We start from the raw sequence: 26,725 nt of genomic DNA, 5'->3' as shown, positions 1-26,725 counted from the left end.
TCTATTTCAGACGGCACGTCTTCCGTACTGCATCAACACCAATCCGCCCACCGCTGCCAAACAGCCAGCAACCAAAGAAACATGCAATGCCTCGCCCAAAAACCAAGCGGAACACAAAATACCGAATACCGGCACCAAAGTGATGTACGCCGCCGCGCTGCCTGCGCCCAAAGTCTTCACGCCTTCAAAATACCACGCATAGCTCAAGACCGTTGCGCCGACAGACAGGCCAATTAAAGCAAACCAGCCCCTGCCGTCCATTTCGGCAAGCATGCCAAACGGCAGGCCGTCTGAAATCAACGCAGGCGGCAACAACATCATTGCACCCAGCCAAGCAGTAGCCACGGTGACCGTCAGCGCATCAATCCCCTGCAACACCGCCCTGCCCATCATCGTATAAGTAACCAAGCAGCAAAGGCTGCAAAACACCAGCACTTCGCCCCACCCTATGCCGCCGCCCGACAAAAATGCCGCAATCTCGCCATGCGTGACCGCCCATACCGAGCCTGCCACTGCCAACAACATACCCGACACAATCTTGCCGTTGAGCTTCTCGCCAAATAGCAAAGCCGCAAAAAACATCGTCAATACAGGATTGAACGTGACCAACACCGTCGCCCTTGAAGCAGGAAGCCGCTGCAAACCCAGCATAGACAACACAGTAAAACCAAATACGCCGAATGCCGCCGCCAGTGCCAACCCAAGCCATTGTTTGCGCGACAAAACCGCCAAAGTACGCAACCGATACCGTGCAAACAGCCAGCCCAAAAGCAAGATTGCCGCCGTCAAAAAGCGTAGCATACCGCCCGTTAAAGGCGGCAGCGCCTGTCCCAGCATCCGCCCCATCGGCCAAGATGCGCCCCAAAACGCCGCCATGCCCAATAGTTTTAGATGGATTGCTAAATGTTTCATGGTGATGGATAACTTGAATAATCAGTTTAGAAAGCGTACAAGCGCAGTTTGAAAGGATAAATTTCCTTAACCGCCGAGACTTGATAGAGTTTACGCGGATAAAATACTACGCTGATCATTATGGAAACAAAGGCCGTCTGAAAGACTGAAATCCAGCTTTTTCAGACGGCCTTTGCTGCTCAATCAATAAGACTTACAACTCAATGCCTTTGAGTTTCGCCACGGTATTAATGTCTTTATCGCCACGACCGGAGAGGTTGACCAAAATCACTTGGTCTTTGCTCATTTTCGGCGCGTTTTTCACCGCCCAAGCAACGGCATGGCTGGATTCCAGCGCAGGAATAATACCCTCAAAACGGCAAAGCAAATCAAAGGCTTCGAGTGCTTCGTCGTCTTTGGCAACAGTGTATTCCACGCGGTTGATGTCGTTCAAATGGCTGTGTTCCGGGCCGATGCCTGGGTAGTCCAAGCCTGCGGAAACGGAATGCGTACCCAAAACTTGACCGTTTTCGTCCTGCATCAAATAGCTGCGGAAACCGTGCAATACGCCGATAGGGGCTTTGCTGGTAATCGGTGCGGCGTGGTCGGGGGTATCCACGCCCAAACCGCCTGCTTCTACGCCGACCAAACGTACGTTTTCTTCTTCGATATAGGGATGGAACAAACCGATGGCGTTCGAGCCGCCGCCCACGCAGGCAACGGCAACATCAGGTTGGCGGCCGATGGCTTCCAACATTTGTTCTTTGGCTTCATTGCCGATCACGCATTGGAAATCGCGTACCATTTCCGGATACGGCGTAGGACCTGCGGCAGTACCGATGATGTAGAACGTATCGTCCACGCGCGCCACCCATTCGCGCATGGCTTCGTTCATCGCGTCCTTCAAAGTACGGCTGCCGCTGTCGACGCTGACGACATTCGCGCCAAGCAGCTTCATACGGAACACGTTGGGCATTTGACGTTGGATATCGTCCGCCCCCATGTACACGTCGCAAGTCATGCCGAAACGTGCGGCGACGGTGGCAGAAGCCACACCGTGCTGACCCGCGCCGGTTTCGGCAATCACGCGTTTTTTGCCCATGCGGCGGGCAAGCAATGCCTGACCGATGGTGTTGTTGACTTTGTGCGCGCCGGTGTGGTTCAAATCTTCACGCTTCAGCCAGATTTGTGCGCCGCCCAAATGCTCGGATAATCGCGCGGCATGGTAAACAGGGCTGGGACGGCCGACATAGTGTTTCAAATCATGGCGGAACTCTTCCCAAAATGAAGGATCTTCTTTCGCTGCTTTATAGGCTTCTGCCAATTCTTGCAAAGCAGGAATCAGGGTTTCGGAAACGTACAGGCCGCCGTGTTCGCCGAAAAAGCCGTTCTCGTCGGGAGCGTAATAATTTTTCATGGGATTTTTCCTTATTCGTTTTATGGTTTCAGACGGCCTGATTCAGTACAAGGCCGTATGAAAGTAAAATTGTCAGCAATTATAGCCGTTTTCCATTCATCTTGTCGGCAACTAATTGAATAATAATATCAGCAGACAAAATAGGAACAACAGCGTACAGCTCGATGTTGCAATCAATGCCGTACCCAACGGCGGCGCGATATATTTTTCTTCGTTTTTGTTTCTCAGGCATATTTTTAATGCCAACATCCCCAGCCACAGTGCCAGCAACCAACAACCCAAAAAGTTAAGCACAAGCAAAGCAATAATCAACTCATTGGTATTTATAGTGCTTACGTTCAAAAATATCCAATTAAGGCCGTTAACAGACATAACGACTGCAGATATTTGTATCACATACAAAAGCGTTCCGCCCAACAATACCTTGATATGCCATTGTTTGGCCTTCAGCCACACTGAGACGACATTAAAAAGCCACCACAAAGCCATAAACGTCATTAAAGAGATTTCATAACGGTCCATCGCTCTACTCCTGAAAAACAGTCAATCCAGCCATTTCAAAAAAAGCCCGATACGCCGCTGCTTTTTTCGCCAAACTCAAAGGATAGGCACGCGAAGTCGAAGGCAGGCGCGTCAGGGTCAACTCACGTCCAGCATAGGGGAACGGCACTGTTTCGCCGATCTTCGGCATTTTCATACCGTTGCCTTGAATCTCCAACAAAACTTCGGTTGCCTTGCCGCCGGTGGTACAAAGATGGCGGCACTCGGGCATTTGCGCCAATACTGCCGCCAAATCGACAGTTTCTATTACTTTTAAAAACTTATCCGAAGCATTGCCATGTTCGCGTATGGCCTTCAACACGGTCGGACAGGATGCAATGCCCTTCTCACTTAAAAACGCTTTGATTTTATCGGCATCAAACGCCTTTTCGCCCTGCCTTTGAAAATGCGCCACATCGCCAAAAAACACCAGCCCATACACGCGCCACATATCGTTTTGGAAATTCGGATAATGAAACTGCATCGCGTGTTTTTCTTCTTTAGGCGGAAACGTCCCCATCATCATGATCGTTGCCTGCGGCGGCAACAAGGCTGCGAAGGGGTGGGATTCAACGATTGGCTCTTGCATATATGTATTCCGGTTTCTTTGAATTCAAACAAAATTTCAGACGGCCTTTACTGCTTGAATAAACGCCGCCATTTTCTCCCTGCTCTTAACCCCGCCGGAGATTTCCACGCCACCGGACACATCTACCGCCGCAGCGCCGCTGATTTTTACCGCTTCGGCAACGTTTTCCGCAGTCAATCCGCCGGCAAGTATCCACGGTTTGCCGATATTGCCATGCAACATGGTCCAGTCGAAACTTTGTCCCGTACCGCCGTATTCAGTCGGATGATAGGCATCAAACAGCAAGGCGCGTGCATTCGGAAATTTGGCACAGGCCGTCTGAATATCGGCAGCGGACTGTACGCGCACGGCCTTCAAATACGGGCGGTCAAACCGACGGCAAAAATCATCGTCTTCATCGCCGTGAAACTGAATCACATCTATCGGCACCTGACGCAAAATCTCGCGGATGGTTTGCTCGTTTTCATTCACAAACAAGGCCACCACCGATACAAACGGCGGCAGGTTTTTCACAACCGCCTGCGCCTGCTCAATACTCACTGCCCGTTTACTCTTGGCATAAAACACCAGCCCGATGGCATCCGCGCCCAATTCGGCCGCGGCCAGCGCGTCTTCAGGTCGGGTAATACCACAAATTTTGGTGCGTATGGTGTTCATGGCGATAGCCTTTTTAAACAGTTGGGTCGGATATTATATAAGTTTAAGGCCGTCTGAACATGAAATATCAGGTTCAGACGGCCTTAAACTTTAAAACAACCATCAGCCGATAATATTGGCGGCTGTCAGTTGCGCAGCATCTTCATTATAGAAACGTGCGAACTCTGTGCTGCTTTAGGCTCTGCTTGATATACAGAACATCATACCGATTATTACTAATAACTTTGTAATTATTTTCCTCTTTTCTATTTGCCTATTATTTAATCAAATTTATTTTATCCTTTATTATCAATGAGTAAAATAAACTATCCACAATTGGATTCACACAAAATTTGGATAATGCCCGTCAATAAAAAATATTAAGGCTGTCTGAAAAGTCTTTCAGACGGCCTTTTAGCCTTTTTACTCAAACGGTTTCTTCTGCCAATAAAACTTATCCTTTTTCAGACGGCCTTGAAATATATCGTCCTGTCCCAAAGCAAACACCAACGCGCCAGACAAATCCGTTCTCAATAAAGTAATACCATGCGCGCGGACACGATTTTGTACGGCAACGGTCGGATGTTTGTAGGCATTGGCATAGCCGCTAGATGCCACGGCATATTGTGGCGAAACCGTATGCAAAAAGCTGCCTGACGAAGCCGTGCTGCTGCCGTGATGTCCCAACACCAACACTTGGCTATACAGCGCATTGCCGTATTTCTCAATCAAACCGGCCTCGCCTTTCACGCCCAAATCGCCGGTTATTAACAAGGCTTTTCCGTTTGCCACGACACGCAATACGCAGCTTTGGTCGTTATCTTCCTTGCCTGCATTTTCAGACGGCCTGAGCAACTCGAAATCTACGCCGTCCCATTGCCATTTGTCTTCTTGGCAAAACTCTGCATTCGGATAAAATTCAGGTTGTCCGGCAAGCAATTTATCGGTACCGACAGCCGCCACACTTTGAAAACCGCCGTCATGGTCAATATCATGGTGCGACAAAATCAGGCTGTCCAAACGGCGCACACCCATCGCGTTCAAACTCGGCACTATACCTGTTTGCGCCACTTGCTCCGTTCCCGTATCAAACAAAAGATTGCGGTTACGCGTTTGTATCAACACCGACAAACCTTGTCCTGCATCCATCACCGTAACTCTTGCCACCCCCTCCTCCAGCTTGGCAGGACGGTAAAACACAAAGCCCAATAAAACCAGACATGCCCAAGGTTTTAAGCCCATTCCTTTAGGCAGCAATAACAGTAAAGCCGCCATCATCGCCAACACAAGCAAAGGCACGGGCGCCGCTGCGACGGCAAATTCAGGCGATACCATAGCCAGCCATAGCAAACCGCGTAAAGTATATTCCGCCAAAAATGCCGCTACCAACTGGACAAGTTCAAACGGAAAAACCGAACCCAGCAAAGCCAACGGCGTCAACACCCAAGAAAACCAAGGAATAGCCAGCGCATTAACCAACGGACTGAGCAAAGGTAACGAAGCAAACAAATAGCCCAGCAATACCACCGACAATACAGTCGCTGCCCATTGTCCCCGTACAGCCAACCGCCAGCCCGACTCTTTCAGACGGCCTGATGAAGCCCAAATCAAAGCAGCAACCAAACCGAAAGACAACCAAGTTCCCACGCCCAATACAGCCAACGGATCCAACAACAAAACAACGGCCAAAGCCTGCCACCACGCCGTCCAGCCCGAGCCGCCACTGCCGCGCCACCATGCCCACGCAAACGCAGCCAACATCAACACACTGCGTTGCGTCGGTACGGAAAAACCGGCCAAAAGCGCATAAAACAAAGCACCGGCAACACCGCCTGCCAATATCCACACACGCGGTTTTGCCGGAATCCACGGCAAATAACGGAAAATTCGCTTAATCAGCCAGGCAAACAATACCGCCACCATCGTCACATGCAGGCCCGAAATACTGACCAAGTGTGTCAGCCCCAAAGGGCGGAATGCCTGCCACAAAGGCGGCCTCAACGCCGATTGCTCGCCAATACTCAAAGCACGCATCAGCCCTATGCCGTCTGAAAACTCAGGATATTTGTCCCCTGTTCTCTGCCAACTCCGGCTTACCGCATCACGCATATTAGCCAAACCGAAACCGCCACCTTGCCGCACGAGTTTCCTGTCGCGCCCCAAAGTACCCATGCCATCGATACCATTGGCCAAAGCCCATATTTCACGGTTCAAACCGCGCACATTCACTTCACCGATCACCGGCCTTACCCGCGCCGATACAGACCACCTGCTGCCCACCGCCCAATCGCGCCGCTGATAATCCGACAACATCAAATCAAAAGCCTGCCCCTGTTCATCCCAAGCCCTTGCCGCAAACTGCACGCGCCGACCATCATCACGCGGCATATCCGCCACTTCAACCGTCAAAACTTTAGCCGCCACCTCCCCTGCAGGCCATTGACCGGCCAACACCAGCCCGGTCGGCCACACTCCAAACGCCATACCCACGCAAACAGCCAGCACCAACCAAGCCACAGCAAATTTTCGACACAACGCAAGCGCGCCAATGATTACAGACAACCAAGCCCACCATGGCGGCACAAACGGCAACGCAAACGAAAGCACTACACCCACCACCCAAGCAGGCAACACAAACCGCCACGCCATGAACATTTTCCCTTAAATTATGATTATTAGATATGTAATAATAAATGCTTTTAGTAGATTATGACAAATATTTGATTGCAGTATTTATGACCTGAATCCGTCCGATTTTGTCGTAGATGTAATTGAGTACGCCGCTTCTTTGGTCGGCACTTTGAATCAGGTTGCCGGCTTTGTCATAGGCGTAGGTATGACCCAACGCGTTGGTGCGTTTGAGCGGCAGTCCGTCCACTGCGAGCTCGTAAGCGGTTTTGGCACCAAGTCCGTCGATGTGGGCGGTCAGCCGGTTGAGGCGGTCGTATTCGAAGGTTTCGTGACTGCCGTCGGGATAGTCGGTACGGACGGGGTTGCCTGCTGCGTCGTAGTGGTGGCGGGTGGTATGGCCCAGCGCATCGGTAACGGTTTCGAGATCGCCGTATTCGGTGTAACCGAAACGGGTGGTTTCGCCGGTACAGTCGGTAAAGCAGACGAGTTGGTCGAGGGTGTCGTAGTGTAGGCGTCGGGTTTTACCTAAGGCGTCGGTAATGGTTTCGGGCAGCCATTGGGCGTTGTAGCCGTAGCTTGTGGTGTAACCGGCGGGGTCGGTGATGCTGATGAGGTTGCCGCGCTTGTCGTAATCGTAGGCGGTAATCCTGCCTGCAGGATCGTTGACGGTAATCGGCAGGTTGAGGGTTTCGTGGTAGTCGATTTGAGTGCTGCTGCCGTCCGGGGCGGTGATGGCGATGACATTGCCTTCGGTATCGTAGAGATAGCGGGTTTCGCGTCCGAGGGGGTCGCGTTCTACGGTAATGCGGCCATAGTCGTCGCGTTCGCTGTCGCTGCGTTGTCCGTCGGCGTCGATGCGGTAGACGAGTTCGCGGTTTTCGTCGAAACCGTACACTTCCGTCCGTCCCAATGCGTCGGTAACGACGGTATGGTCTTTGCGGTAGGCGAACGTCCATTCTTCACCGAGGTTGTTGCTGCTCTTGAGCACTTTGCCGTCGGTGTCGTAACGGTCGTATTCGTAGCGGGACACCAGTCCGTCGGGCTGGTTGTGTTCGACCATGATGTGGTTGCGATAGGCGAAACCGCGCAGTTTTTTGCCGTCACGTCCGTAAACGGCGGTCAAATCGCCGTAGCCGGAATCGACTTCGGCAAACAGCAGCCTTGCACCGCCGTCGGGCGAGGCAATTTGGCAGAGGTCGTCTGAAAGTCGGTTTTCAGACGACCTCTATGTTAACTACTAATGAGATTGTTAAAGAACAAATGTTTCAGACGACCTCAAAGAAGATAGTGAGGTCGTCTGAAAAACAGAAACCGCGTGCGTGCGTACCGCACACACTCCACGTCAGGACTTAAGGTTTTGTCCGGGCTATGGCTTGCTTATCCGTAAGGAAACAAACGAAGGTCATCTGAAAGTTATGTTTCAAACTACCCTATGGTTTGGTTTTGTCTTGACTCAACCAACTTACTGGGTTTGCTTTAATATTTTTCCCAGGATAAATCTAAATCGTTTTGTGGAATACATCCCATAGTCAAACATTTTACAGCACATTTGAATGCTATTTCTTTAGATAAAATATATTTAGACTCAAATAAGCCAATTTGCCCTCCCGTATTTAATTCTATTTTTAAGGTACTTCCTTCGTTAGGGTTTATTAAATTAAAAATGATGCCATTTTCTTCACCTGTTACAACATATTTCCCTCCCCCTCCACCAATCATTAAATAGTTTTCTTCTGATAAAACTAAATTTACAAGAGTATGTTGCTTAGCATCTAATTTTTCTAAAATTTCTAAAAGTCTTTCCGAGGAATTAATATGATAAACCTCTTCCTTACAATGAGATCCATTCCAGTTATCCAAAGTAATTTCCATAATAACTTCCTCTAATGAGATTGTTAAAGAACAAATGGTTCAGACGACCTCAAAGAAAGTATTGAAGTCGTCTGAAAAACAGAAACCGCGTGCGTGCGTTCCGTTCGCACTCTACATCGGAATTGTAGGTTTCATTGGCTACAGCTTGCTCATTTATAGAGACTGTATTAATTCTATATATCTGTCTGTTTTTTTATCCCAAAAAATGTACAAATAAGTAGTATCATGCTTCAACTTCGATATATCTAACTGCCCTAGAAACATTGCGGGAATATTATCAATGATAGGCCAACCAGGCTCCTGTAACCATTTGGGATGTTTATCCATGCAAATAAAATGTTCCTTAATAATCTTTTTAAAAGTGGTCACCGTCTTAGGTTTGTACTTATCATACAAGAAATTTAAATAACCCATATCAGCTGGTATCCAGTTAGGAATAGCCTCCAAAATCAAATCGAATTTTTTTTCTGTCGTTGAATTTGAAGAGTACGGTATATGTTTGTAATCTAAAATTTCCCTGAAAATATCCATCAAGTTTAACTTTGCATCAAGAGATGTCAAATCCTGACTAATTAAATATTCATAAGTGGAATTACTATTCATATAAGGTTTAGCTTTAGTATTTTCCAACAGGGAAATTAATTCTTGATTGGAAGACAACGCCATTTCCAATTCTTCAGTTGATAATTTTTCTTCCACAAAATTCTTTAAAATTTCTATTGCTTTCATAGCTAATTTCCTAGATTCCTATAAGGGTCAAGCGCTGCATGTTGTTCTCTAGTTACTTCTCTCAAATTAAAAGGACTATGCCTATCTGCATGACCTAAGCGTTGTGGCACATGATGATGCAACTCCATGGGATTTCCATTTGCATCTAAAGGAGCACGTCCTCTTTTCATTCTACTCATATTTGCAGGAGAAAATTCTCCTGTACCTTTCGAGGCTAAATACCTATTTTTCCAGTATCTTGACCTAACAACATCCCAAGATGGCATATCACCGTTAGGTAATGGTTTATCAATACGCTCGCCTCTTTTCCAACGTTTGAATAAATTCTTTAACAGCGGTTTAGGTTTATTTGGTTTATTTTTGTTGGCCGGGCACAGTCCCCAAACATCAAGCCATTCCTGCGCATTCGGAGCAAACTGATACAGATTCTCCCCACCCAACAACCCAATCGGGTCCTGATTCACAAACCTCCCCGCCTCAGGCTCGTAATACCTCATCAGGTTGTAATGCAACCCGGTCTCTTCATCATAATACTGGTTCTGCAATCTGAACGGCTGATGCGCGTTCTTGTAAACCCGCTCATCCTTTTTCAGACGACCCCAGGCGGTGTATTCGCCGTACCACAAAAGATTGCCGTGGATGTCGGTCATCTCGCGCGGGATGCCGACTTGGTCGTTGTGGAAATAGGCGAGGTATTGTTTGCCGTCTTTGGCGTTGTCAAAGACTTGCGCCAGCGGTTCGTAGCTGTCTTGGTCGGTGTAGAGATAGGTGTAGCTGCCTTTATAGGTGTATTCCTGCAACAGGCGGCTGCCGTCCCAGACGAAGTGGGTGCGTTTTGGGTCGGTACTTGTCCAGGCAAGTTTGTCTTGGCGTTCTTTGGAGAGCCTTCTGCCGAACGGGTCGTAGGCGTATGTCCAGATTTCGGTGTTGCCGACGGGCTTTTTGATTTCGGCGCGGACAAGTTGATTTTCTAAATCGTATTGGTAATATTGGTTTTCGCCGTCGGGCAACTGGCGGTAGATCAGGTTGCCCAAGGCGTCGTAGGTGTATTCGATGCCGTTGTATGATTCTAGGCGGTTTCCGCTGCTAATGTTACTGCCTTTGCCCTTCCCTTCGGCTATTTTGTCGGAAAGGATGTTGTGGGCGGGGTCGAAGGCGAATGTTTCGCTGCGGCCGGTTTGGCTGTTGCGGGCTTCTTGAATCCGTCCGATTTTGTCGTAAACGTAATTAAGGACGCCACTTCTTTGGTCGGCACTTTGAATCAGGTTGCCGGCTTTGTCATAGGCGTAGCGGCGGTTGACGGCGCCGCCGGCCAACGGGTTTTGTTTGCCGTGAAGCGTTTGTGTGCCGTTCTGGATGGTACGCTGGCTTTTTAGACGACCCATGGGGTCGTAGTCGTACAGGCTGCTGATGCTGCCCTGCGTCCTTTGGATTTCGCGGTGCAGTTTGTCGCGTTCGATGTCGCTGACGACTTCGCCGTCGAGGCTGATTTGGTGCAGGTGTCCGCTACCGTAGTACAGGTAATCGATATGGCGGCCGTCGGGCAGGATGGTACGGATGCGGTTGCCCAACGGGTCGTATCGATAGCCTACGGTGGCGCTTTGTCCGTTGTGGACGGTGGTTTCGCCGATGAGGCGGTCGAGTTCGTCGTAGGCGAGTTCGACGATGCTGTAGTGGTTGCGGGCTTTGGTCAGGTTGCCGGTAATGGGGTCGTATTCGAAACGGGTGCGGCTGATGCCTTCGTCTTTGCTTTGTCCGTTGCGGCCGGAGACTTTGCGGCTTTGTTTTTCGATCAGTTGGCCGAGGATGTTGCGTTTGAACCGGTGGATGTGCCAAGTCTCGGGACGCTCTTTCAGACGACCTTTATCGGTGCTTTGACCGTATTCGGTCTGTTGGACCAGTTGTCCGGCGGCATCATAGCCGTAGGCGGTGATTTTGCCGTCCCAGCCGGTTTCTTGGATCAGGTTGTCGGTTTGGTCGTAATCGAGACGGTAGGTTTCGCCGTTTTCGTTGGTGAGGACGGTCAGACGGCGGGCTTTGTCGTAGGCGTAGGCGAAGGTATGGCCCAACGCGTTGGTGCGTTTGAGCGGCAGTCCGTCCACTGCGAGCTCGTAAGCGGTTTTGGCACCAAGTCCGTCGATGTGGGCGGTCAGCCGGTTGAGGCGGTCGTATTCGAAGGTTTCGTGACTGCCGTCGGGATAGTCGGTACGGACGGGGTTGCCCGCTGCGTCGTAGTGGTGGCGGGTGGTATGGCCCAGCGCATCGGTAACGGTTTCGAGATCGCCGTATTCGGTGTAACCAAAACGGGTGGTTTCGCCGGTACAGTCGGTAAAGCAGACGAGCTGGTCGAGGGTGTCGTGGTTAACTGCTAATGAGATTGTTAAAGAGCAAATGCTTCAGACGACCTCAAAGAAAGTATTGAGGCCGTCTGAAAAACAGAAACCGCGTGCGTGCGTACTGCACACCCCCTACGTCAGGGCTGAAGGTTTTGTGTAGGCTGCGGCTTACCCTACATCGGAATTGGAAGTTTCATTTGCTACAGTTCGATTACACCTTGATAAAACATTCAAAAAAATCAAAGTGATTTTTATCAAATGCAATTAATAACTTGCCTTCAGGAATTTTTTTCCCTGTCATACCTCCTATACAAATCCCGAGATTCTTAAAAAGAATATATTTTTTTCCTTCGATAAATTCTGAATCGATGGCTTTAAGGTCTTCGATTGAATTTTTAAATATATCAATATCTCCTAATATGGGATTAGAATCTTTTAAGCAATATCCATAAACCAATTTATCGTTTTCATAAACTAACTCACAAGCATTCCTATATTCCACCTTATTATTCATAATATTATCTTCAACCATTCTTGCTGGTTTTCCATATTTTTCTTGTACGTCCTCAAGAGAAGTACCAAATACAAAATCACCAATTGATTCATATGGCTTAATCAAGTAGGTCATATTAACCCTTTCTAATATATTTACATTAATAAAATAGGAACATTTACCAATAATTCTACGCAGTCTTGCTGCCTGTTTCCTAGAAATTAATCCCTGCCGTTTAGTATCTGAAATCATTCTCCCACATGATTTTATATACGCCTTTTATTCTATTTCAAAGGCAGCAGTATGATATGAAAACCCTTTCGTGCGCAGAATTTTGACAAAATAAGATGAAGGTTGTCTGAAAGTTAGTTTTCAGACAACCTCTATGTTAACTGCCAATGAGATTGTTAAAGAACAAATGGTTCAGACGACCTCAAAGAAGATAGTGAGGTCGTCTGAAAAACAGAAACTGCGTGCATGCAACATACACTCTACGTCAGGACTGAAGGCTTTGTCCGAGCTACGGCTTGCTAGAATTTAACGTTTCATGTGGAAGATGACTTACTATATGATTAAATATTTGTTTAAGTCGTTTGTACGAAGAATAATCCACCCGATAGATCTCGATTTATAAAAATATATCCTATGTTCTCAGTTAAATAAAAAATTTCATTTACTTCTTTAGGTAGATCCATTCCTAAGATTTGACCTATGAAAATATATTTTTCTAGAAAATCATCACCTTCTTGTTGTAAATATTCAGGTTGTCCTCCTAAAAAACTCATTTCATCTAAATTCTCAATAGGATTAATTGGATAAAATTCATCTAGGTTAAACTTGAACTGACTTTTATCTCCGACGATAACTTTCGTGTATCCTTGAATAGCATCGTCAATTTCAGTAATGTAGTCAAGAAAATAATCTTCTTTATCATAATAAGAAAAAACGTAAATTGCTTTATCTTTATATTCCTTCCCCTGAAAATCTGTTTTAAATTGAGGTGCAATAGTTAATAAATTCTCAATCGGTATGAAAGCGATCAATGCTAACTCATGACCATCTGGCGCTATCACTTTATTTGAATAGTCTAAATCTAGCCCAACTAATATATCATTTATATTGGACTTACTATCTAAAAAGTTAAAATTAACGTATCCATTTTTTTTCATTTAAATTCTCCTAAAAATTTAAGGACATTTCTTACCTGTTTTTTTCAATTTTCTAAGAAATTTTTTAGCTTCTTTTCTTAATCGTTTTCTTTGAGCTTTAGGAGTTCCCGTTTTTCTCAATCCTCCTTGAGCAATATCAATCTCTCGATGTAAATCAGTATGCATTTGATTTCTACCCAAACCATAATGAGAACGCCTAATCTCTGCTTCATGGTAATGAGTGCCACCAATCCCTCTAGTATCTTTTGCTGGCCCTCTTGTATGATGATCCAAATCTAAAGCAATAGCTGGATTCTGGCTTAATCGATTATTTTTAGTTGTATAACCATTTTGAACTAATGCTTCATGCCTAATTAACTCATGGGCTTGTAAGCCATCTCCAACATGAGTACTACTATTAAGACTCCCATAGGTACCTATATCAAATAAATTAGCTAGCCCTAAAGGATCAACCCAAGCCTGTGTACTTGGCGCAAAAGCATACAGATTATCCCCACCCAACAGCCCAATCGGATCCTGATTCACAAACCGCCCGGCCTCAGGCTCGTAATACCGCATCAGGTTGTAATGCAGTCCGGTCTCTTCATCGAAGTATTGGTTTTGCAATCTGAACGGCTGGTGCGCATTCTTGTAAACCCGCTCGTCCTTTTTCAGACGGCCCCAGGCGGTGTATTCGCCGTACCATAAGAGATTGCCGTGGATGTCAGTCATTTCCCTCGGTATGCTGATTTGATCATTGTGGAAATAGGCGAGGTATTGTTTGCTGTCTTTGGCGTTGTCAAAGATTTGCGCCAGCGGTTCGTAGCTGTCTTGGTCGGTGTAGATATAGGTGTAGCTGCCTTTGTAGGTGTACTCCTGAAGTAATCGCGTTCCGTCCCAGACGAAGTGGGTGCGTTTCGGGTCGGTACTGGTCCAGGCAAGTTTGTCTTGGCGTTCTTTAGAAAGACGTCGTCCGAACGGGTCGTAGGCGTATGTCCAAATCTCGGTATTGCCGGCGGGCTTTTTGATTTCGGCGCGGACGAGTTGGTTTTCGAGATCGTATTGGTAATATTGGTTTTCGCCGTTGGGCAGCTGGCGGTAGATTAGGTTGCCCAATGCGTCGTAGGTGTATTCGATGCCGTTGTATTCTTTGAGGCGGTTGCCGCTGACAAGATTGTTGCCCTTTCCTTCGGCCGCTTTGTCGGAAAGGATGTTGTGGGCGGGGTCGAAGGCGAAGGTTTCGCTGCGGCCGCTTTGGCTGTTGCGGGCTTCCTGAATACGTCCGATTTTGTCGTAAACGTAATTAAGGACGCCGCTTCTTTGGTCGGCGCTTTGAATGAGGTTGCCGGCTTTGTCGTAGGCGTAGCGGCGGTTGACGGCGCCGCCGGCCAATGGGTTTTGTTTGCCGCGGAGTGTTGGTGTGCCGCTCCAGACGGTACGCTGGCTTTTCAAACGACCCATGGGGTCGTAGTCGTACAGGCTGCTGATGCTGCCCTGCGTCCTTTGGATTTCGCGGTGCAGTTTGTCGCGTTCGATGTCGGTTATGACTTCGCCGTCGAGGCTGATTTGGTGCAGGTGTCCGCTGCCGTAGTAAAGGTAATCGATAGGGCGGCCGTCGGGCAGGATGGTGCGGATGCGGTTGCCCAACGGGTCGTATTGGTAGCCTACGGTGGCGCTTTGGCCGTTGTGGACGGTGGTTTCGCCGATGAGGCGGTCGAGTTCGTCGTAGGCGAGTTCGACGCTGCTGTGCTGGTTGCGGGCTTTGGTCAGGTTGCCGGTAATCGGGTCGTATTCGAAACGGGTGCGGCTGATGCCTTCATCTTTGCTTTGTCCGTTGCGACCGGAGACTTTGCGGCTTTGTTTTTCGATCAGTTGGCCGAGGATGTTGCGTTTGAAATGATGGATGTGCCAAGTTTCGGGACGGTCTTTCAGACGGCCTTCATGATTGCTTTGGCCGTATTCGGTCTGGTGGACCAGTTGTCCGGCGACATCGTAGCCGTAGGCGGTGATTTTGCCGTCCCAGCCGGTTTCTTGGATCAGGTTGTCGGTTCGGTCGTAATCGAGACGGTAGGTTTCGCCGTTTTCGTTGGTGAGGACGGTCAGACGGCGGGCTTTGTCGTAGGCGTAGGCGTAGGTATGGCCCAGCGCGTTGGTGCGTTTGAGCGGCAGTCCGTCCACTGCGAGTTCGTAGGCGGTTTTGGCACCGAGTCCGTCGATGTGGGCGGTCAGACGGTTGAGGCGGTCGTATTCGAAGGTTTCGTGACTGCCGTCGGGGTAGTCGGTACGGACGGGGTTGCCCGCTGCGTCGTAGTGGTGGCGGGTGGTATGGCCCAGCGCATCGGTAACGGTTTCGAGATCGCCGTATTCGGTGTAACCGAAGCGGGTGGTTTCGCCGGTACAGTCGGTGAAGCTGACGAGTTGGTCGAGGGTGTCGTAGTGTAGGCGTCGGGTTTTGCCTAAGGCGTCGGTAATGGTTTCGGGCAGCCATCGGGCGTTGTAGCCGTAGCTTGTGGTGTAACCGGCGGGATCGGTGATGCTGATGAGGTTGCCGCGTCCGTCGTAATCGTAGGCGGTAATCCTGCCTGCGGGATCGTTGACGGCAATCGGCAGGTTGAGGGTTTCGTGGTAGTCGATTTGAGTGCTGCTGCCGTCCGGGGCGGTGATAGCGATGACATTGCCTTCGGTATCGTAGAGATAGCGGGTTTCGTGTCCGAGGGGGTCGCGTTCTACGGTAATGCGGCCATAGTCGTCGCGTTCGCTGTCGCTGCGTTGTCCGTCGGCGTCGATGCGGTAGACGAGTTCGCGGTTTTCGTCGAAACCGTACACTTCCGTCCGTCCCAATGCGTCGGTAACGACGGTATGGTCTTTGCGGTAGGCGAACGTCCATTCTTCACCGAGGTTGTTGCTGCTTTTAAGCACTTTGCCGTCGGCGTCGTAACGGTCGTATTCGTAGCGGGACACCAGTCCGTCGGGTTGGCTATGTTCGACCATGATGTGGTTTCGGTAGGCGAAACCGCGCAGTTTTTTGCCGTCTCGTCCGTAAACGGCGGTCAAATTGCCGCAGCCGTCGTAGTCGTAGCGCACCAATTCCTTGCCGTTGAAGGTGACGGAAGTAAGGCGGTTGACGTAGAAACGTTCGTCTTCGGAAACGAATACGTCCCGTTCTCCGGCCGGGTCGAAGTCGGGATCGTTGTCGTGCAGACGGATGGAGGAGAATACGGGCTGAAAGTGTCGGCCACTGCCGTCGTAAATGCTGTGCGGCAGTCCGTTGTCGTTGTAGCAGAGGCGGATATGGCGGCCGTTGCGGTCGAGTTGTGCGACCAGTTGGAAAATGCCGCAGCCGGAATCGACTTCGGCAAACAGTAGCCGTGCGCCGCCGTCGGGGGAGGCGATTTGGTAGAGGTCGTCTGAAATCTGAGAAAAGAAGATTTGTTCGTAAGGATCAAAATAGGCGTTATCCAGACCGTAGGGATCTTCTTCGGCGGAAGCAGGTCTTGGGGCAGCCTCTTCTTCATATAAATCGTCTTCATCTTCGTCGGCTGCGGAATAAGGCTCGTCCGCTTCGTCGCTGATATCCGGCAACGAAATTTCCCTGCCCTGTTCATCAATATAGAGGAAACCGTCGGCAGTGCGGACAAGACGCATGGAGAACGGCAGCGACCAACCCTGTCCCAGCCAGCCGTTGCCTATTTGGTCGGAATAGTAGCTGCGCTGCCAAACAAGTGGAAGCGGGGAGTCAAATGCAAAGTCAGTCTCTGTTTCATCAAATAATACTTTGATACCGAGTACGGCATTGACAGGATTACCGATAGCTGCTGCAACCTTACAGGGAATACAGTGACCATGACCAGAAGTAACTACCCCACCATCAGAACCTGCTCCGCTGCCCCCGCCAAAACCACTGACCATCTTTCGTGAAGGCAGTCTAACACTAGGCAAACCTGGGACCATTGAAGCGAGCGAAACCACATCAGATACAGCATCAGCCACATTAGCTGCAGCAGAGTCAGGAGCAACCAAAGAAAGGGCACTAGAGGCAACATCGGCCACCATCTCTATCACATCTACCGGCCCGGCTGCATTAGTCAGCGGCTCAGGCGGATTGGCAGAACCTTGAGACACCATGGCAGGTGCAGAAGGCTGAGGAACAAGAATACCTATGGTGTTACCGGAAGAGGACATGCGATTACTCCGTCGAAATCCTAATTAATCTACAAGTAGAAACCTCAAAACAAGGAACCTCAATCACTTTCTGAGGACTTTGAACACATTATTTTGCAAAAATTATAACAAACAATAAGCTATAAATAAAACTGTATTTGATAAACTTTATTATCTATAATATCATATAGTAAGCGCATATTTTTAAAGATTATTTACATTTCTTTAGTTATTATTTCAAGTGGTTTAAATTTATATTTATCAACACATCAAATTATGCTAGAGTACGAGTCTTAGCAGTTGTATCTAATTAGCAACTTGGGAATCTAAAAACTCTTCTCTTGTGATGACTACTTATGTTTAAGCAAAATGAAGTCTATTTTTTTGGCAAACTGAATCAATCCCGTGATTTTATTTTCTCCGAGAATCTTCAAACTCATGATAGATTCTTTTGGGATAACTGGTTTAACCGATGCTCCGGCCAAAACAAATTAATTTCATTCACTCGAAAAACATATTCCCCTTTGCAAATTTGGCTATTTTGCATCAAATTACCCGATGATCTTATTTATACTGGTATGGCTGCTGGTAGTTCTGATAAAATTGGCAGAAAATACCCATTTGTGTTATTTTATAAACCTAGCTCTATTCCCGAATCACTTGATTCTCTTTTTTTTCTTTTAAAGAAAAAAAATTCCTTTCGCAAGATATTAAAAGAAGGGGAATATTGTATCGAAGATTTTTACAGTAGTGATACAACAGAGAGCTCTATCCTCTCTGAATCCTTTCACAACTTTTTATCTGATTCAGACGGCATTGGTAGTTTTTGGCAAGAGATTGAAAGCGGTTACCACATAAAACATGAAGGCCTCCCCTCATGCTCACTGTTTAATAAGTTATTTGGATTATAAGTAGATGAACACATTTCCTCGATGGGACGAGCCTATCTCTATCGACAGTCCCGAAGGTGTAAATATCGAATACGATAGCCGCTTTTTAGAACTACAAAGCGTAGCTGAAGGCAAACCAGAACAACAATATGGTGACACGATTATTCCGGCAGAAGAGGCCGACTGGGCAACAGTAGAAAAGTTGTGCAATCAATTGCTAGCCGAGTCTAAAGATTTACATGTCTTGGCTTATTATGCACAAGCTCTTACTGCCAAACATGGACTCGTAGGGTTCTACGCTGGCTGCGAAGCAATTAGAGCTAATATAGACTTATATTGGGAATCCATTTACCCCAAACTTGAAGATGAAGACGGTGAATTTGATCCCTTTTACAGGATCAATGCCCTTAGCTCCTTTACTACACTTGATGGCATCATCAAAGAGATTCTTGCATCTAAATTATTGATAAATGGGTTAACTCAACAACCAATTACTGTCAAAGAAGCTGTTTCCATACTACAAGGAAATGATTCACAAAATTATCCAGGAGGTAAAGAGCGGCTAATGCTCGATATTAGAGTAAATGCCGATACAGGGAAACCTGAATTAACTGCATTAATTCAAGCATTGGACTGTCTGAAAGACATCCAACGCATTTTCTCGTCTAATTTACAGGATGAACACTCACTTGATTTTGATGTTATTCAGAAACCCCTTACCCTAATTCACAAAGCCATCAACTATAATGATGGGAGCACTCCCTCAGTACAGCAGACAGAACAGCCTGAGTTACCCTCTGAAACTAACAGCTTGGCTATTACGCAAGAACAATCTATTCAAGAGGCTGATGCATGGCGCCGTCTGAATATTAAAAATCGCGCTGATGTTGATCTGGCTTTAGAGAAAATCTGCATTTATTTTGAAACTCTTGAGCCCAGCCACCCTGCACCACTGTTTATCCGCAGAGTGCAACGACAAATGAATATGAACTTTTATGACATCATGAAAGATATTAGCCCAGAAAGTATTGTCAATTTAGAAGTTTTAATTGGCAAACCAGATGAAGATACAGCAAATTCCTAAAATTAGTAAACCTCATCCACAATTTCGTAAATATCTTTTAGATATACAACATTATTAATTATCCTAAGGTTATAACCATGTCACGAAATAAATCATCAGGTCAAAAGTTTATTGCCCGCAATCGAGCTCCTCGCGTGCAAATTGAATATGACGTAGAGTTGTATGGCTCAGAGAAAAAGATTGAACTGCCTTTCGTTATGGGTGTTATGGCAGATTTGGTTGGTAAACCTGTCGAGCCACTGCCTGACTTGGCCGAACGAAAATTCTTAGAAATTGATGTAGACAATTTCGACGAACGCATGAAAGCCCTTAAACCTCGTGTCGCCTTCAACGTAAAAAATACATTGACAGGTGAAGGGAATTTGAATGTAGAACTCGAATTGGAAAGCATGGATGACTTCTCACCGGCTGCGATAGCTAAAAAAGTAGCACCTCTAAATGAGCTTTTACAGGCACGTACAGAACTGTCTAATTTACTCTCATATATGGATGGTAAAAGTGGGGCTGAAGAACTAATTGGAAAAGTCTTAGGAGACAGCGAATTACTAAAAAGTCTTGCAGCCGCGCCCAAATCAACATCCAAAAATGAACAATAGTCTCTAATAAAACTAGAAGTGAAAGTAAATCATGGCTGAAAAACAATTAGATACCCTAGAAAATGGCAGTTCGCAACATGTGTTTGCAACCAATGAATTTGAACAGCTGCTTCAAAAAGAATTCAAACCTAAAACGGAAGAAGCTAAAAGCGCTGTAACTAATGCAGTCGCAACATTGGCTCAGCAAGCCTTACAAAATGTCGTCACCATTTCAGATGATACCTATCAAACCATTGAAGCAATTATTGCCGAAATTGACAGAAAGCTTTCTGAACAAATCAACTTGATCTTGCATCATGAGGACTTTCAAAAGCTTGAAGGTGAATGGCGCGGCCTGCATCATTTAGTGACCAATACCGAAACAGATACTTTACTGAAAATCAAAGTATTACCTATTTCCAAAAAGGAAGTTGCTCGTAATTTAAAACGCTTTAAAGGTACGGCTTGGGATCAAAGCCCACTCTTTAAACGTATTTATGAGGAAGAATACGGCCAATTTGGCGGTGAACCCTTTGGTTGCTTAGTAGGTGACTATTATTTTGATCACTCTGCCCCTGATGTAGAAATGCTCAATAGTCTTGAGAAGATTGCAGCGGCTGCACACTGTCCATTTATTGCTGGTGCATCTCCCAAATTAATGCAAATGGAGTCTTGGCAAGAATTAGCTAATCCGCGCGACTTAAGTAAAATTTTCCAAAATGCCGAATATGCTCCATGGCGAAGCCTGCGTGAATCCGAAGATTCACGTTATATCGGTTTAGCCCTGCCTCGTTTCCTGTCTCGCCTGCCTTATGGTGCCACAACAAATCCTGTAGACGAATTTGACTTCGAAGAGGAAACAGAAGGTGCAGATCACAATAAATATACTTGGGCCAATGCTGCTTATGCAATGGCAGTAAATATTAATCGCTCATTTAAATACTATGGTTGGTGTACCGCTATTCGCGGTGTGGAATCAGGCGGTATCGTTGAAAATCTTCCCTGCCACACATTCCCAACCGATGATGGTGGTGTAGACATGAAATGCCCAACAGAAATCGCCATTAGCGACCGCCGAGAGGCAGAATTGGCTGCATTGGGCTTTATGCCATTAATTCATCGCAAGAACACGGATTTAGCTGCATTTATCGGTGCGCAATCTTTGCATAAACCATCTGAATATTATGATCCAGATGCTACCGCCAATGCACGTTTATCTGCTCGCTTGCCTTATTTATTCGCATGCTGCCGTTTCGCACACTACTTAAAATGTATTGTTCGTGACAAAGTTGGCTCATTCCGCGAACGTGATGACATGGAACGCTGGTTGAACGAATGGATTATGAATTATGTAGATGGAGACCCTGCCAACTCTACGCAAGAAACGAAAGCACGCAAACCATTAGCTGCTGCAGAGGTAGTTGTAGAAGAAGTAGAAGATAATCCAGGATACTACACTTCTAAGTTCTTCCTGCGTCCTCATTATCAACTTGAGGGGCTTACCGTTTCTCTACGCTTGGTTTCCAAATTGCCTTCGACTAAACAAGAATAGTCAGGCTTAGTTTATTTAGTTGGGTATATTTAGTGCCCTGTTGTTAAATCGCTTGTATTTTTTAACTAGGAGAGTAAAAAATGGCTATTGATATGTTCATGAAAGTTGAAGGTGTAAATGGCGAATCAAAAGATTCTAACCACAAAGACTGGACTAACATCGAAAGTTTTGACTGGGGTGCAGAGCAACCTGGTTCAATGACTAGCGGTGGTGGCGGTGGTGCCGGTAAAGTCAATTTCAATGACTTGACCGTAGTTGCTGCTATCGATAAAGCAGCTCCAACCATTTTGAAAAACTGCGCTACTGGCCAACACTTGAGCAAAGTAGAAATTTCTGTATGTAAAGCTGGTGGTGAACAAATTGAATACTCACGCACTACATTAGAAGATGTCTTAGTGACCGGTGTGAAATTCATTGGCGTACAAGACAATGATGCTCTGAAAATGCGTTATTCATTCCAAGCTGCAAAAGTGAAAAACCAATATTGGGAACAAACCGATAAAGGTTCTAAAGGTGCTGAAGTTCAAATGGCCTTCAATATCAAAGAAAACAAATCTGCATAATTGATATGTAGATTTAATTAAAAAAGCCTGACTTAAAAGGCGTTTTTAAGTCAGGCTTTATATATAAATGTTTTCACTTTTCAGACGGCACTACTTAACTGAAAAATTAATCTTGTTTTTAACTTCTATTATTCATCTTTATAAATTAAATAAGGGATCATTGAAATGGATTTGAAGACTAAATTATCAGAGATGATTGAGCTTGTACGTTCAAATCCTGACAATCAAGAACATCGTTTAGCACTGATTCAATATCAGTGTCTGTGCGCAAAATGGGAACAGGCTTTAAAACAGATTGGACAATATCAAAAACTGTTTCCTCATACCCAAAAACCTTTAATGCTTTATCTTATTGAAAATATTTCTGCTGAAATGCGGCGTCAGGCAGTTTTGGAAGCCCAACAAAAACCAAAAACACTAGAACAACACGCAAGCAAACTTGATATTCTTCAAAAGCAACTCTCTTTAGTTGCCCATGTTTCAGAACAGAAAAATAAAGCCCTTGTCGATGATTATACTGTGCTATCTGAGAATATAGAAGGCTCGCCCGTACATATTACTTACCTTTTAGCAGATAAATCAGTTTCCGAGATTGATAGTGACTGGATTATGGATGGAGACGTACGTACCGCCTTCGTTTATGAATATTTCTATCAAGGTCACTACTACTGGCAAACATGGAATTCTATTGAAAATATTTCTTTCAAGACACCAAGTTCCTTACTGGACATCATTTGGAGGCCGTCTGAAATCAAATTTACTAATGGTGAATGTATTCAATGTACCAGCCCTGCTCGTTATGCTGTTATGCCTGGTGAAGAAACAGCATGGTCAGATCTACTAATGAAATGTTCACAAACTGACTGGATAGAAATAGCAGAGCAACTCTTTACAGGGGTTGGTCAAAAAACTTTGTATACCGACAACCATGATTTTGGCCTTTTAGATATTTGTAATATTAGATTTGAACAAAATCATTAAAATCTATCCATCTTTCAAACCCAACAATTAAACATGTCGCAATTCAAAAATCAACTGTTACCCTCTTTATTTGACAGACTAACAGATGAAGAGCCACGCAGAAAAAAAGAGGCACGCTCCGATCAGGTCATTAATCTTGATCAATATCGGCAAGCAGTACTGCGTGATATTCTTTATCTACTGAATACATGCAACATGCAAGCAGAAACTATGGGGATTGACCTAACTGAAAATGTACGCTCTTCTACATTAAATTATGGTATCCCTCCCCTTTCTGGTATTAATTTTTCCGATATTGAATGGCAAGATGTGGAACAGAATATCAAACAAGCCATCATCGATTTTGAACCGCGTCTTGAAAATAAGACTCTACAAGTGATCGTAAATACCTCAGACGATGATGACGATGCTTTACACAATAAACTCATTATTGAAATCAAAGGTTACCTGAAACTCAATCCTTATCCTAAAGAATTCTTGCTCCGAACCAGCATGGATGTTGAAACAGGATTGTTTGACTTATTAGATGGGGGAAATGGGGCTTGAATAATAAATTACTGTCTTACTACAACAAAGAGCTAACTTTTCTAAAGGAAATGGGTAAAGAGTTTGCAGCCCAATATCCTAAGATAGCCTCAAGATTAGCTTTAGATACAACTGATATTCCTGACCCCTATGTTGAAAGACTCTTGGAAGGGGTAAGTTTTCTTACTGCACGCACCCAACTTAAACTGGATGCGGAGTATCCTCGTTTTGTCCAAAGAATCTTAGAAGTTGTTTATCCTGACTTCATCAATCAAAAACCGGCTGCAGCTATTGTCAATCTAGAGCCTACTAATCAATATAACGCTGATGTGATCAATCTACTGGAACGAGGAAAAATATTAAGGTCTCTGCCTATTGATGAATTTAGAGTAAGTTGTCCATTTTCTGTAACTAAAACTACTGAAATTCTGCCACTTCGTATTGAAAAAGCCAAATATACTGACTCAATAGGTTATTTACCAAACGCACTCCCTGCACTCAAACAATCCTCTGGTAAGAAAGTACAATCTGCCTTGCGTTTGGATTTTTCATTGAGCGTACCAGGTACATGTTCAGAGATGTTGCCAGATGAATTATCTATATTTTTGGGTACAGAGCTTTCCAAATCATCTTCATTGCTGTTTCTATTGGCTTCTGAATGCGTGGGTGTTGTTTGCCACAGTTACGAAAATCCAAAACAATGGTATTACCCATTACCTACTACACCAGAACATCGTGGTTTTCGAGAAGATGAAGCCTTATCATTTAATTTAGATAAATCGGTGAGTGCATTCCGAATTATGCAGGAGTATTCACGCCTACCGGAAAAGTTTCTATTTATTTCTCAAAAAAATATTAAACAAGCCGTCCAACAAGCCGAAAAAAAAGGACACTTACCTAAAGTACCTGAACATTTAGAGGAAATCGTAAACGATAAGGGAGTCAATAAAAAAATTATTACTTATCGTAAACGCTATTTTAGTCTTTCATTTTTATTCAGTAATAAAATACCTGAATTAACTGAGCTGATCGGTGTAGATGATTTCTCTGTAAATGCCGTACCAGTCGTCAACTTATTCAGAAAAAAAAGCTCACGCTTTCCGGTAAATATTCAAGATCAGGAGTACCATGTCGTTATCGACCGTACCCAGCCCCTGAATTATGAAGTCTACGCTATCGAGCAAGTAAAAGGCTTTGATACCAACAACCTTCAAACCGTAGTATTTTCACCAATGTACAAAGCACCGGATATAGGACTCTTTCCTGAGTCCCAAACTCAACATGCTTATTTTTCTGCTCGTCGTGCTGATAGAGTACCATCCGAAAACTCAGCTAAAAATGGTTTTCGCTCTTCCTATTTAGGTAGTGAGGTATTTTTATCTCTTGCTAATAATCAGAATTACGCCTTTAATTCAAACATACAACACCTTTCTGTCGATACTTGGTGTACAAGCAGAGATTTGCCTCTAATCATGCCTCGAGACGGAGAATCTGACTTTCTTATTGAGGGATTTTTGCCAGTCAAATCAATTAAACTGATTTCTAAATTAACAAGGCCTCAAGAAGCAGTAAGTGAAGATAGGACACTTTGGTCATTTTTAAATCAATTGAGCTTAAATTACCTATCGCTCTTGAATACTGATAAAGAAGATGCGCCTGTTGCTTTGAAAGAGCTTTTAACAGTATTTGTTTCTTCTGAAAGCGATTTACTGAAAAAACAGATTGAATCAATTACACGAGTTGAAACCTCAATTATTAACAAAGTAGTCCGTCATTATGGAGTTGCAGCCCCTATCAGAGGAATCAACATTACTATTACACTAGACGAAGCTCAATTAGGCGGCGTCCATCCTTTCCTATTTGGATCAGTTTTAAACCATTATTTCCGACGTTTGGTGTCTATTAACTCATTTGTACAACTGAGAATTGACACGCTCCAGCAAGGTCATATTGCTACTTGGCCGTCTGAAATTGGAGAGAGAATGATTATATGAGTCCAGTCAACCCTAAAACAGATTTTGGTGACTCATTAGACAATGCTTGGGATGAAAAACTTACAGTCTTTTTAAATAAAGTTTCCTCTCAGCCGTATAAGTATGATTATTTTTCACTCTTGCGCCAGCTTGAGTCCGTTAAATTTATTACTGGTGGGCAAATATTAGGCAAAGCTATTAGCCCCAAAATGGAGAAAATAAGGATCCACCAAAATCCTTCGCTTACTTTTGCCCCACGCAATCTCCAATCGGTAACCTTATCACCACATTATGTAGAAATTTCCATTAATGGATTTGGTCTGTTTGGCCCATCTGGCCCACTACCTCTACATTTAACCGAGTATGCTTATGAACGCCAACATCAACACGGTGACCGGGCATGGGCAGGTTTTGCAAATATGTTGCAACACCGTCTGGCTATCTTATTCTATCGAGCATGGGCTAATGCCCAAAGCATTACATCTTTAGATAAAAATGCTGAAGACCGCTTCGGAAAATATATTGCCAGTTTTAACGGCCTTAACATTCCGACCACACATAACAAAGGCTTAATTCACGAATTTGCCAAACGTTATTTTTCCGGTCTATTGATAAAACAAAGCCGATCTGCAGTCAACCTGCAACAACTGCTCACTCGCTATTTCCAAGTTCCCGTTAACATTCAAACTAACGTGGGGTACTGGGTTAAGGTTGAAGAAGAGAAAACGCAAATTGGGATTATGGGTAACTACACACTTGGTGATGGTTTACTACTAGGTGACAAACTCTATGATGTGCAAAGTAAATTTCGGATTATTATTGGCCCACTTACCTTACCAGCCTACCAATCATTCTTTAAAGACGGTATTAATACAGCCCGTTTACGAGAATGGGTTCGTTTATTTGCCGCAGAAGAATATGAATGGGACATTCAACCTATTCTGATGCAAAAAGAAGTTCCACTGATGGATTTAGGAGGGAACACTCAACTCGGCTTATCAACTTGGCTGGGAAATGTTTCCCGAGACGCAGAAGACTTGATTGTCAGCAATCATTAATCGGCTTTTCAGACGGCCATCGTCGATAAAAGCTTTAGAAAACTATTTTTGGACATATTTGAAATAATTTAACTAAGGACG

Annotated in this window: 23 protein-coding genes; 10 read left to right on the top strand and 13 right to left on the bottom strand. The window is 45.4% G+C overall.

Annotated features, from left to right (window positions below; all coding sequences use genetic code 11):
* Nucleotides 1–6: 6 nt before the first annotated feature.
* From ACTHUM_RS04790 to ACTHUM_RS04745, 10 genes are all read right to left on the bottom strand, one after another.
* Complete coding sequence (locus ACTHUM_RS04790; protein WP_004520059.1) at nt 7–912, bottom strand: DMT family transporter; 906 nt, start codon at nt 910–912, stop codon at nt 7–9.
* A gap of 193 nt (nt 913–1,105) precedes the next feature.
* Nucleotides 1,106–2,308 carry a tryptophan synthase subunit beta gene (gene trpB / locus ACTHUM_RS04785; RefSeq protein ID WP_004520058.1) on the bottom strand — a complete coding sequence of 401 codons (1,203 nt, stop codon included), beginning with the start codon at nt 2,306–2,308 and terminating at the stop codon, nt 1,106–1,108.
* A gap of 111 nt (nt 2,309–2,419) precedes the next feature.
* Nucleotides 2,420–2,830, bottom strand: a complete 411-nt coding sequence (locus ACTHUM_RS04780) for a hypothetical protein (protein ID WP_004520057.1) — start codon at nt 2,828–2,830, stop codon at nt 2,420–2,422.
* A 4-nt stretch (nt 2,831–2,834) separates the two neighbouring features.
* Entirely contained in the window at nt 2,835–3,437 is a 603-nt protein-coding gene (locus ACTHUM_RS04775) for a hypothetical protein (protein WP_004520056.1), read from the bottom strand.
* A gap of 36 nt (nt 3,438–3,473) precedes the next feature.
* The gene (locus ACTHUM_RS04770; RefSeq protein WP_004520055.1) at nt 3,474–4,094 is read right to left on the bottom strand and encodes a phosphoribosylanthranilate isomerase; all 621 of its coding nucleotides are present in this window, start codon (nt 4,092–4,094) and stop codon (nt 3,474–3,476) included.
* Nucleotides 4,095–4,496: 402 nt separating this feature from the next.
* Nucleotides 4,497–6,722 carry a DNA internalization-related competence protein ComEC/Rec2 gene (locus tag ACTHUM_RS04765; RefSeq protein ID WP_049336435.1) on the bottom strand — a complete coding sequence of 742 codons (2,226 nt, stop codon included), beginning with the start codon at nt 6,720–6,722 and terminating at the stop codon, nt 4,497–4,499.
* Nucleotides 6,723–6,780: 58 nt separating this feature from the next.
* Entirely contained in the window at nt 6,781–7,827 is a 1,047-nt protein-coding gene (locus ACTHUM_RS04760) for an RHS repeat protein (protein ID WP_440361187.1), read from the bottom strand.
* 353 nt (nt 7,828–8,180) lie between these two features.
* Nucleotides 8,181–8,576 (bottom strand): hypothetical protein, encoded by a 396-nt coding sequence (locus tag ACTHUM_RS04755; protein ID WP_049344844.1) that lies wholly within the window; start codon nt 8,574–8,576, stop codon nt 8,181–8,183.
* A gap of 153 nt (nt 8,577–8,729) precedes the next feature.
* Nucleotides 8,730–9,305 (bottom strand): hypothetical protein, encoded by a 576-nt coding sequence (locus ACTHUM_RS04750; protein ID WP_049344845.1) that lies wholly within the window; start codon nt 9,303–9,305, stop codon nt 8,730–8,732.
* A gap of 2 nt (nt 9,306–9,307) precedes the next feature.
* Nucleotides 9,308–11,407 (bottom strand): RHS repeat-associated core domain-containing protein, encoded by a 2,100-nt coding sequence (locus ACTHUM_RS04745; protein ID WP_440361188.1) that lies wholly within the window; start codon nt 11,405–11,407, stop codon nt 9,308–9,310.
* A 147-nt stretch (nt 11,408–11,554) separates the two neighbouring features.
* Here ACTHUM_RS04745 and ACTHUM_RS04740 point away from each other — a divergent pair, with 147 nt between their 5' ends.
* Entirely contained in the window at nt 11,555–11,677 is a 123-nt protein-coding gene (locus ACTHUM_RS04740) for a hypothetical protein (RefSeq protein ID WP_432760552.1), read from the top strand.
* Between the two features lie 175 nt (nt 11,678–11,852).
* Here ACTHUM_RS04740 and ACTHUM_RS04735 read toward each other — a convergent pair whose 3' ends face one another.
* From ACTHUM_RS04735 to ACTHUM_RS04725, 3 genes are all read right to left on the bottom strand, one after another.
* Entirely contained in the window at nt 11,853–12,269 is a 417-nt protein-coding gene (locus ACTHUM_RS04735; RefSeq protein ID WP_440361190.1) for a CTP synthase, read from the bottom strand.
* Nucleotides 12,270–12,718: 449 nt separating this feature from the next.
* A complete protein-coding gene (locus ACTHUM_RS04730) occupies nt 12,719–13,303 on the bottom strand; it encodes a hypothetical protein (protein WP_004521126.1) in 585 nt (194 codons plus the stop codon).
* Between the two features lie 18 nt (nt 13,304–13,321).
* Entirely contained in the window at nt 13,322–17,464 is a 4,143-nt protein-coding gene (locus ACTHUM_RS04725; protein ID WP_440361191.1) for a DUF6531 domain-containing protein, read from the bottom strand.
* Nucleotides 17,465–17,799: 335 nt separating this feature from the next.
* On the opposite strand from ACTHUM_RS04725, the gene ACTHUM_RS04720 reads away from it, so the two are divergent.
* From ACTHUM_RS04720 to tssG, 9 genes are all read left to right on the top strand, one after another.
* On the top strand, nt 17,800–18,354 hold the full coding sequence (locus tag ACTHUM_RS04720; RefSeq protein WP_049337065.1) for a TagF domain-containing protein: 555 nt from the start codon (nt 17,800–17,802) through the stop codon (nt 18,352–18,354).
* A 4-nt stretch (nt 18,355–18,358) separates the two neighbouring features.
* Nucleotides 18,359–19,417 carry a type VI secretion system protein TssA gene (gene tssA, locus ACTHUM_RS04715; RefSeq protein WP_049337063.1) on the top strand — a complete coding sequence of 353 codons (1,059 nt, stop codon included), beginning with the start codon at nt 18,359–18,361 and terminating at the stop codon, nt 19,415–19,417.
* A gap of 77 nt (nt 19,418–19,494) precedes the next feature.
* Nucleotides 19,495–20,013, top strand: coding sequence for a type VI secretion system contractile sheath small subunit (tssB, locus tag ACTHUM_RS04710; protein ID WP_004520044.1), 519 nt, complete (start codon nt 19,495–19,497; stop codon nt 20,011–20,013).
* 31 nt (nt 20,014–20,044) lie between these two features.
* Nucleotides 20,045–21,544, top strand: coding sequence for a type VI secretion system contractile sheath large subunit (gene tssC / locus ACTHUM_RS04705; RefSeq protein ID WP_004520043.1), 1,500 nt, complete (start codon nt 20,045–20,047; stop codon nt 21,542–21,544).
* A gap of 80 nt (nt 21,545–21,624) precedes the next feature.
* On the top strand, nt 21,625–22,107 hold the full coding sequence (locus ACTHUM_RS04700) for an Hcp family type VI secretion system effector (RefSeq protein WP_003761730.1): 483 nt from the start codon (nt 21,625–21,627) through the stop codon (nt 22,105–22,107).
* 165 nt (nt 22,108–22,272) lie between these two features.
* Nucleotides 22,273–23,088: a type VI secretion system accessory protein TagJ gene (locus tag ACTHUM_RS04695; protein ID WP_004520042.1), complete on the top strand. Its 816-nt coding sequence runs from the start codon at nt 22,273–22,275 to the stop codon at nt 23,086–23,088.
* Nucleotides 23,089–23,121: 33 nt separating this feature from the next.
* Nucleotides 23,122–23,634, top strand: a complete 513-nt coding sequence (tssE, locus tag ACTHUM_RS04690) for a type VI secretion system baseplate subunit TssE (RefSeq protein WP_004520041.1) — start codon at nt 23,122–23,124, stop codon at nt 23,632–23,634.
* Nucleotides 23,631–25,607, top strand: a complete 1,977-nt coding sequence (locus ACTHUM_RS04685) for a type VI secretion system baseplate subunit TssF (protein WP_049337059.1) — start codon at nt 23,631–23,633, stop codon at nt 25,605–25,607. The genes tssE and ACTHUM_RS04685 overlap by 4 nt, the downstream gene beginning before the upstream one ends.
* Nucleotides 25,604–26,644 carry a type VI secretion system baseplate subunit TssG gene (tssG, locus tag ACTHUM_RS04680; RefSeq protein WP_004520038.1) on the top strand — a complete coding sequence of 347 codons (1,041 nt, stop codon included), beginning with the start codon at nt 25,604–25,606 and terminating at the stop codon, nt 26,642–26,644. Before ACTHUM_RS04685 ends, tssG begins: the two co-directional genes overlap by 4 nt.
* Nucleotides 26,645–26,725: the final 81 nt, after the last annotated feature.

Source organism: Neisseria sp. P0021.S006, assembly GCF_051956895.1.
This window is presented reverse-complemented; position numbering and strand designations above follow the sequence as displayed.

Coding starts and splice junctions, on each gene's coding strand:
- ACTHUM_RS04780 (WP_004520057.1), bottom strand. CDS start 2,830: ATGGACCGTTATGAAATCTCTTTAATGACGTTTATGGCTTTGTGGTGG.
- trpB (WP_004520058.1), bottom strand. CDS start 2,308: ATGAAAAATTATTACGCTCCCGACGAGAACGGCTTTTTCGGCGAACAC.
- ACTHUM_RS04775 (WP_004520056.1), bottom strand. CDS start 3,437: ATGCAAGAGCCAATCGTTGAATCCCACCCCTTCGCAGCCTTGTTGCCG.
- tssG (WP_004520038.1), top strand. CDS start 25,604: ATGAGTCCAGTCAACCCTAAAACAGATTTTGGTGACTCATTAGACAAT.
- tssE (WP_004520041.1), top strand. CDS start 23,122: ATGTCGCAATTCAAAAATCAACTGTTACCCTCTTTATTTGACAGACTA.
- ACTHUM_RS04700 (WP_003761730.1), top strand. CDS start 21,625: ATGGCTATTGATATGTTCATGAAAGTTGAAGGTGTAAATGGCGAATCA.
- tssC (WP_004520043.1), top strand. CDS start 20,045: ATGGCTGAAAAACAATTAGATACCCTAGAAAATGGCAGTTCGCAACAT.
- tssB (WP_004520044.1), top strand. CDS start 19,495: ATGTCACGAAATAAATCATCAGGTCAAAAGTTTATTGCCCGCAATCGA.
- ACTHUM_RS04730 (WP_004521126.1), bottom strand. CDS start 13,303: ATGAAAAAAAATGGATACGTTAATTTTAACTTTTTAGATAGTAAGTCC.
- ACTHUM_RS04695 (WP_004520042.1), top strand. CDS start 22,273: ATGGATTTGAAGACTAAATTATCAGAGATGATTGAGCTTGTACGTTCA.
- ACTHUM_RS04735 (WP_440361190.1), bottom strand. CDS start 12,269: ATGACCTACTTGATTAAGCCATATGAATCAATTGGTGATTTTGTATTT.
- ACTHUM_RS04725 (WP_440361191.1), bottom strand. CDS start 17,464: ATGTCCTCTTCCGGTAACACCATAGGTATTCTTGTTCCTCAGCCTTCT.
- ACTHUM_RS04765 (WP_049336435.1), bottom strand. CDS start 6,722: ATGGCGTGGCGGTTTGTGTTGCCTGCTTGGGTGGTGGGTGTAGTGCTT.
- ACTHUM_RS04740 (WP_432760552.1), top strand. CDS start 11,555: ATGGCCCAGCGCATCGGTAACGGTTTCGAGATCGCCGTATTCGGTGTA.
- tssA (WP_049337063.1), top strand. CDS start 18,359: ATGAACACATTTCCTCGATGGGACGAGCCTATCTCTATCGACAGTCCC.
- ACTHUM_RS04720 (WP_049337065.1), top strand. CDS start 17,800: ATGTTTAAGCAAAATGAAGTCTATTTTTTTGGCAAACTGAATCAATCC.
- ACTHUM_RS04790 (WP_004520059.1), bottom strand. CDS start 912: ATGAAACATTTAGCAATCCATCTAAAACTATTGGGCATGGCGGCGTTT.
- ACTHUM_RS04750 (WP_049344845.1), bottom strand. CDS start 9,305: ATGAAAGCAATAGAAATTTTAAAGAATTTTGTGGAAGAAAAATTATCA.
- ACTHUM_RS04770 (WP_004520055.1), bottom strand. CDS start 4,094: ATGAACACCATACGCACCAAAATTTGTGGTATTACCCGACCTGAAGAC.
- ACTHUM_RS04755 (WP_049344844.1), bottom strand. CDS start 8,576: ATGGAAATTACTTTGGATAACTGGAATGGATCTCATTGTAAGGAAGAG.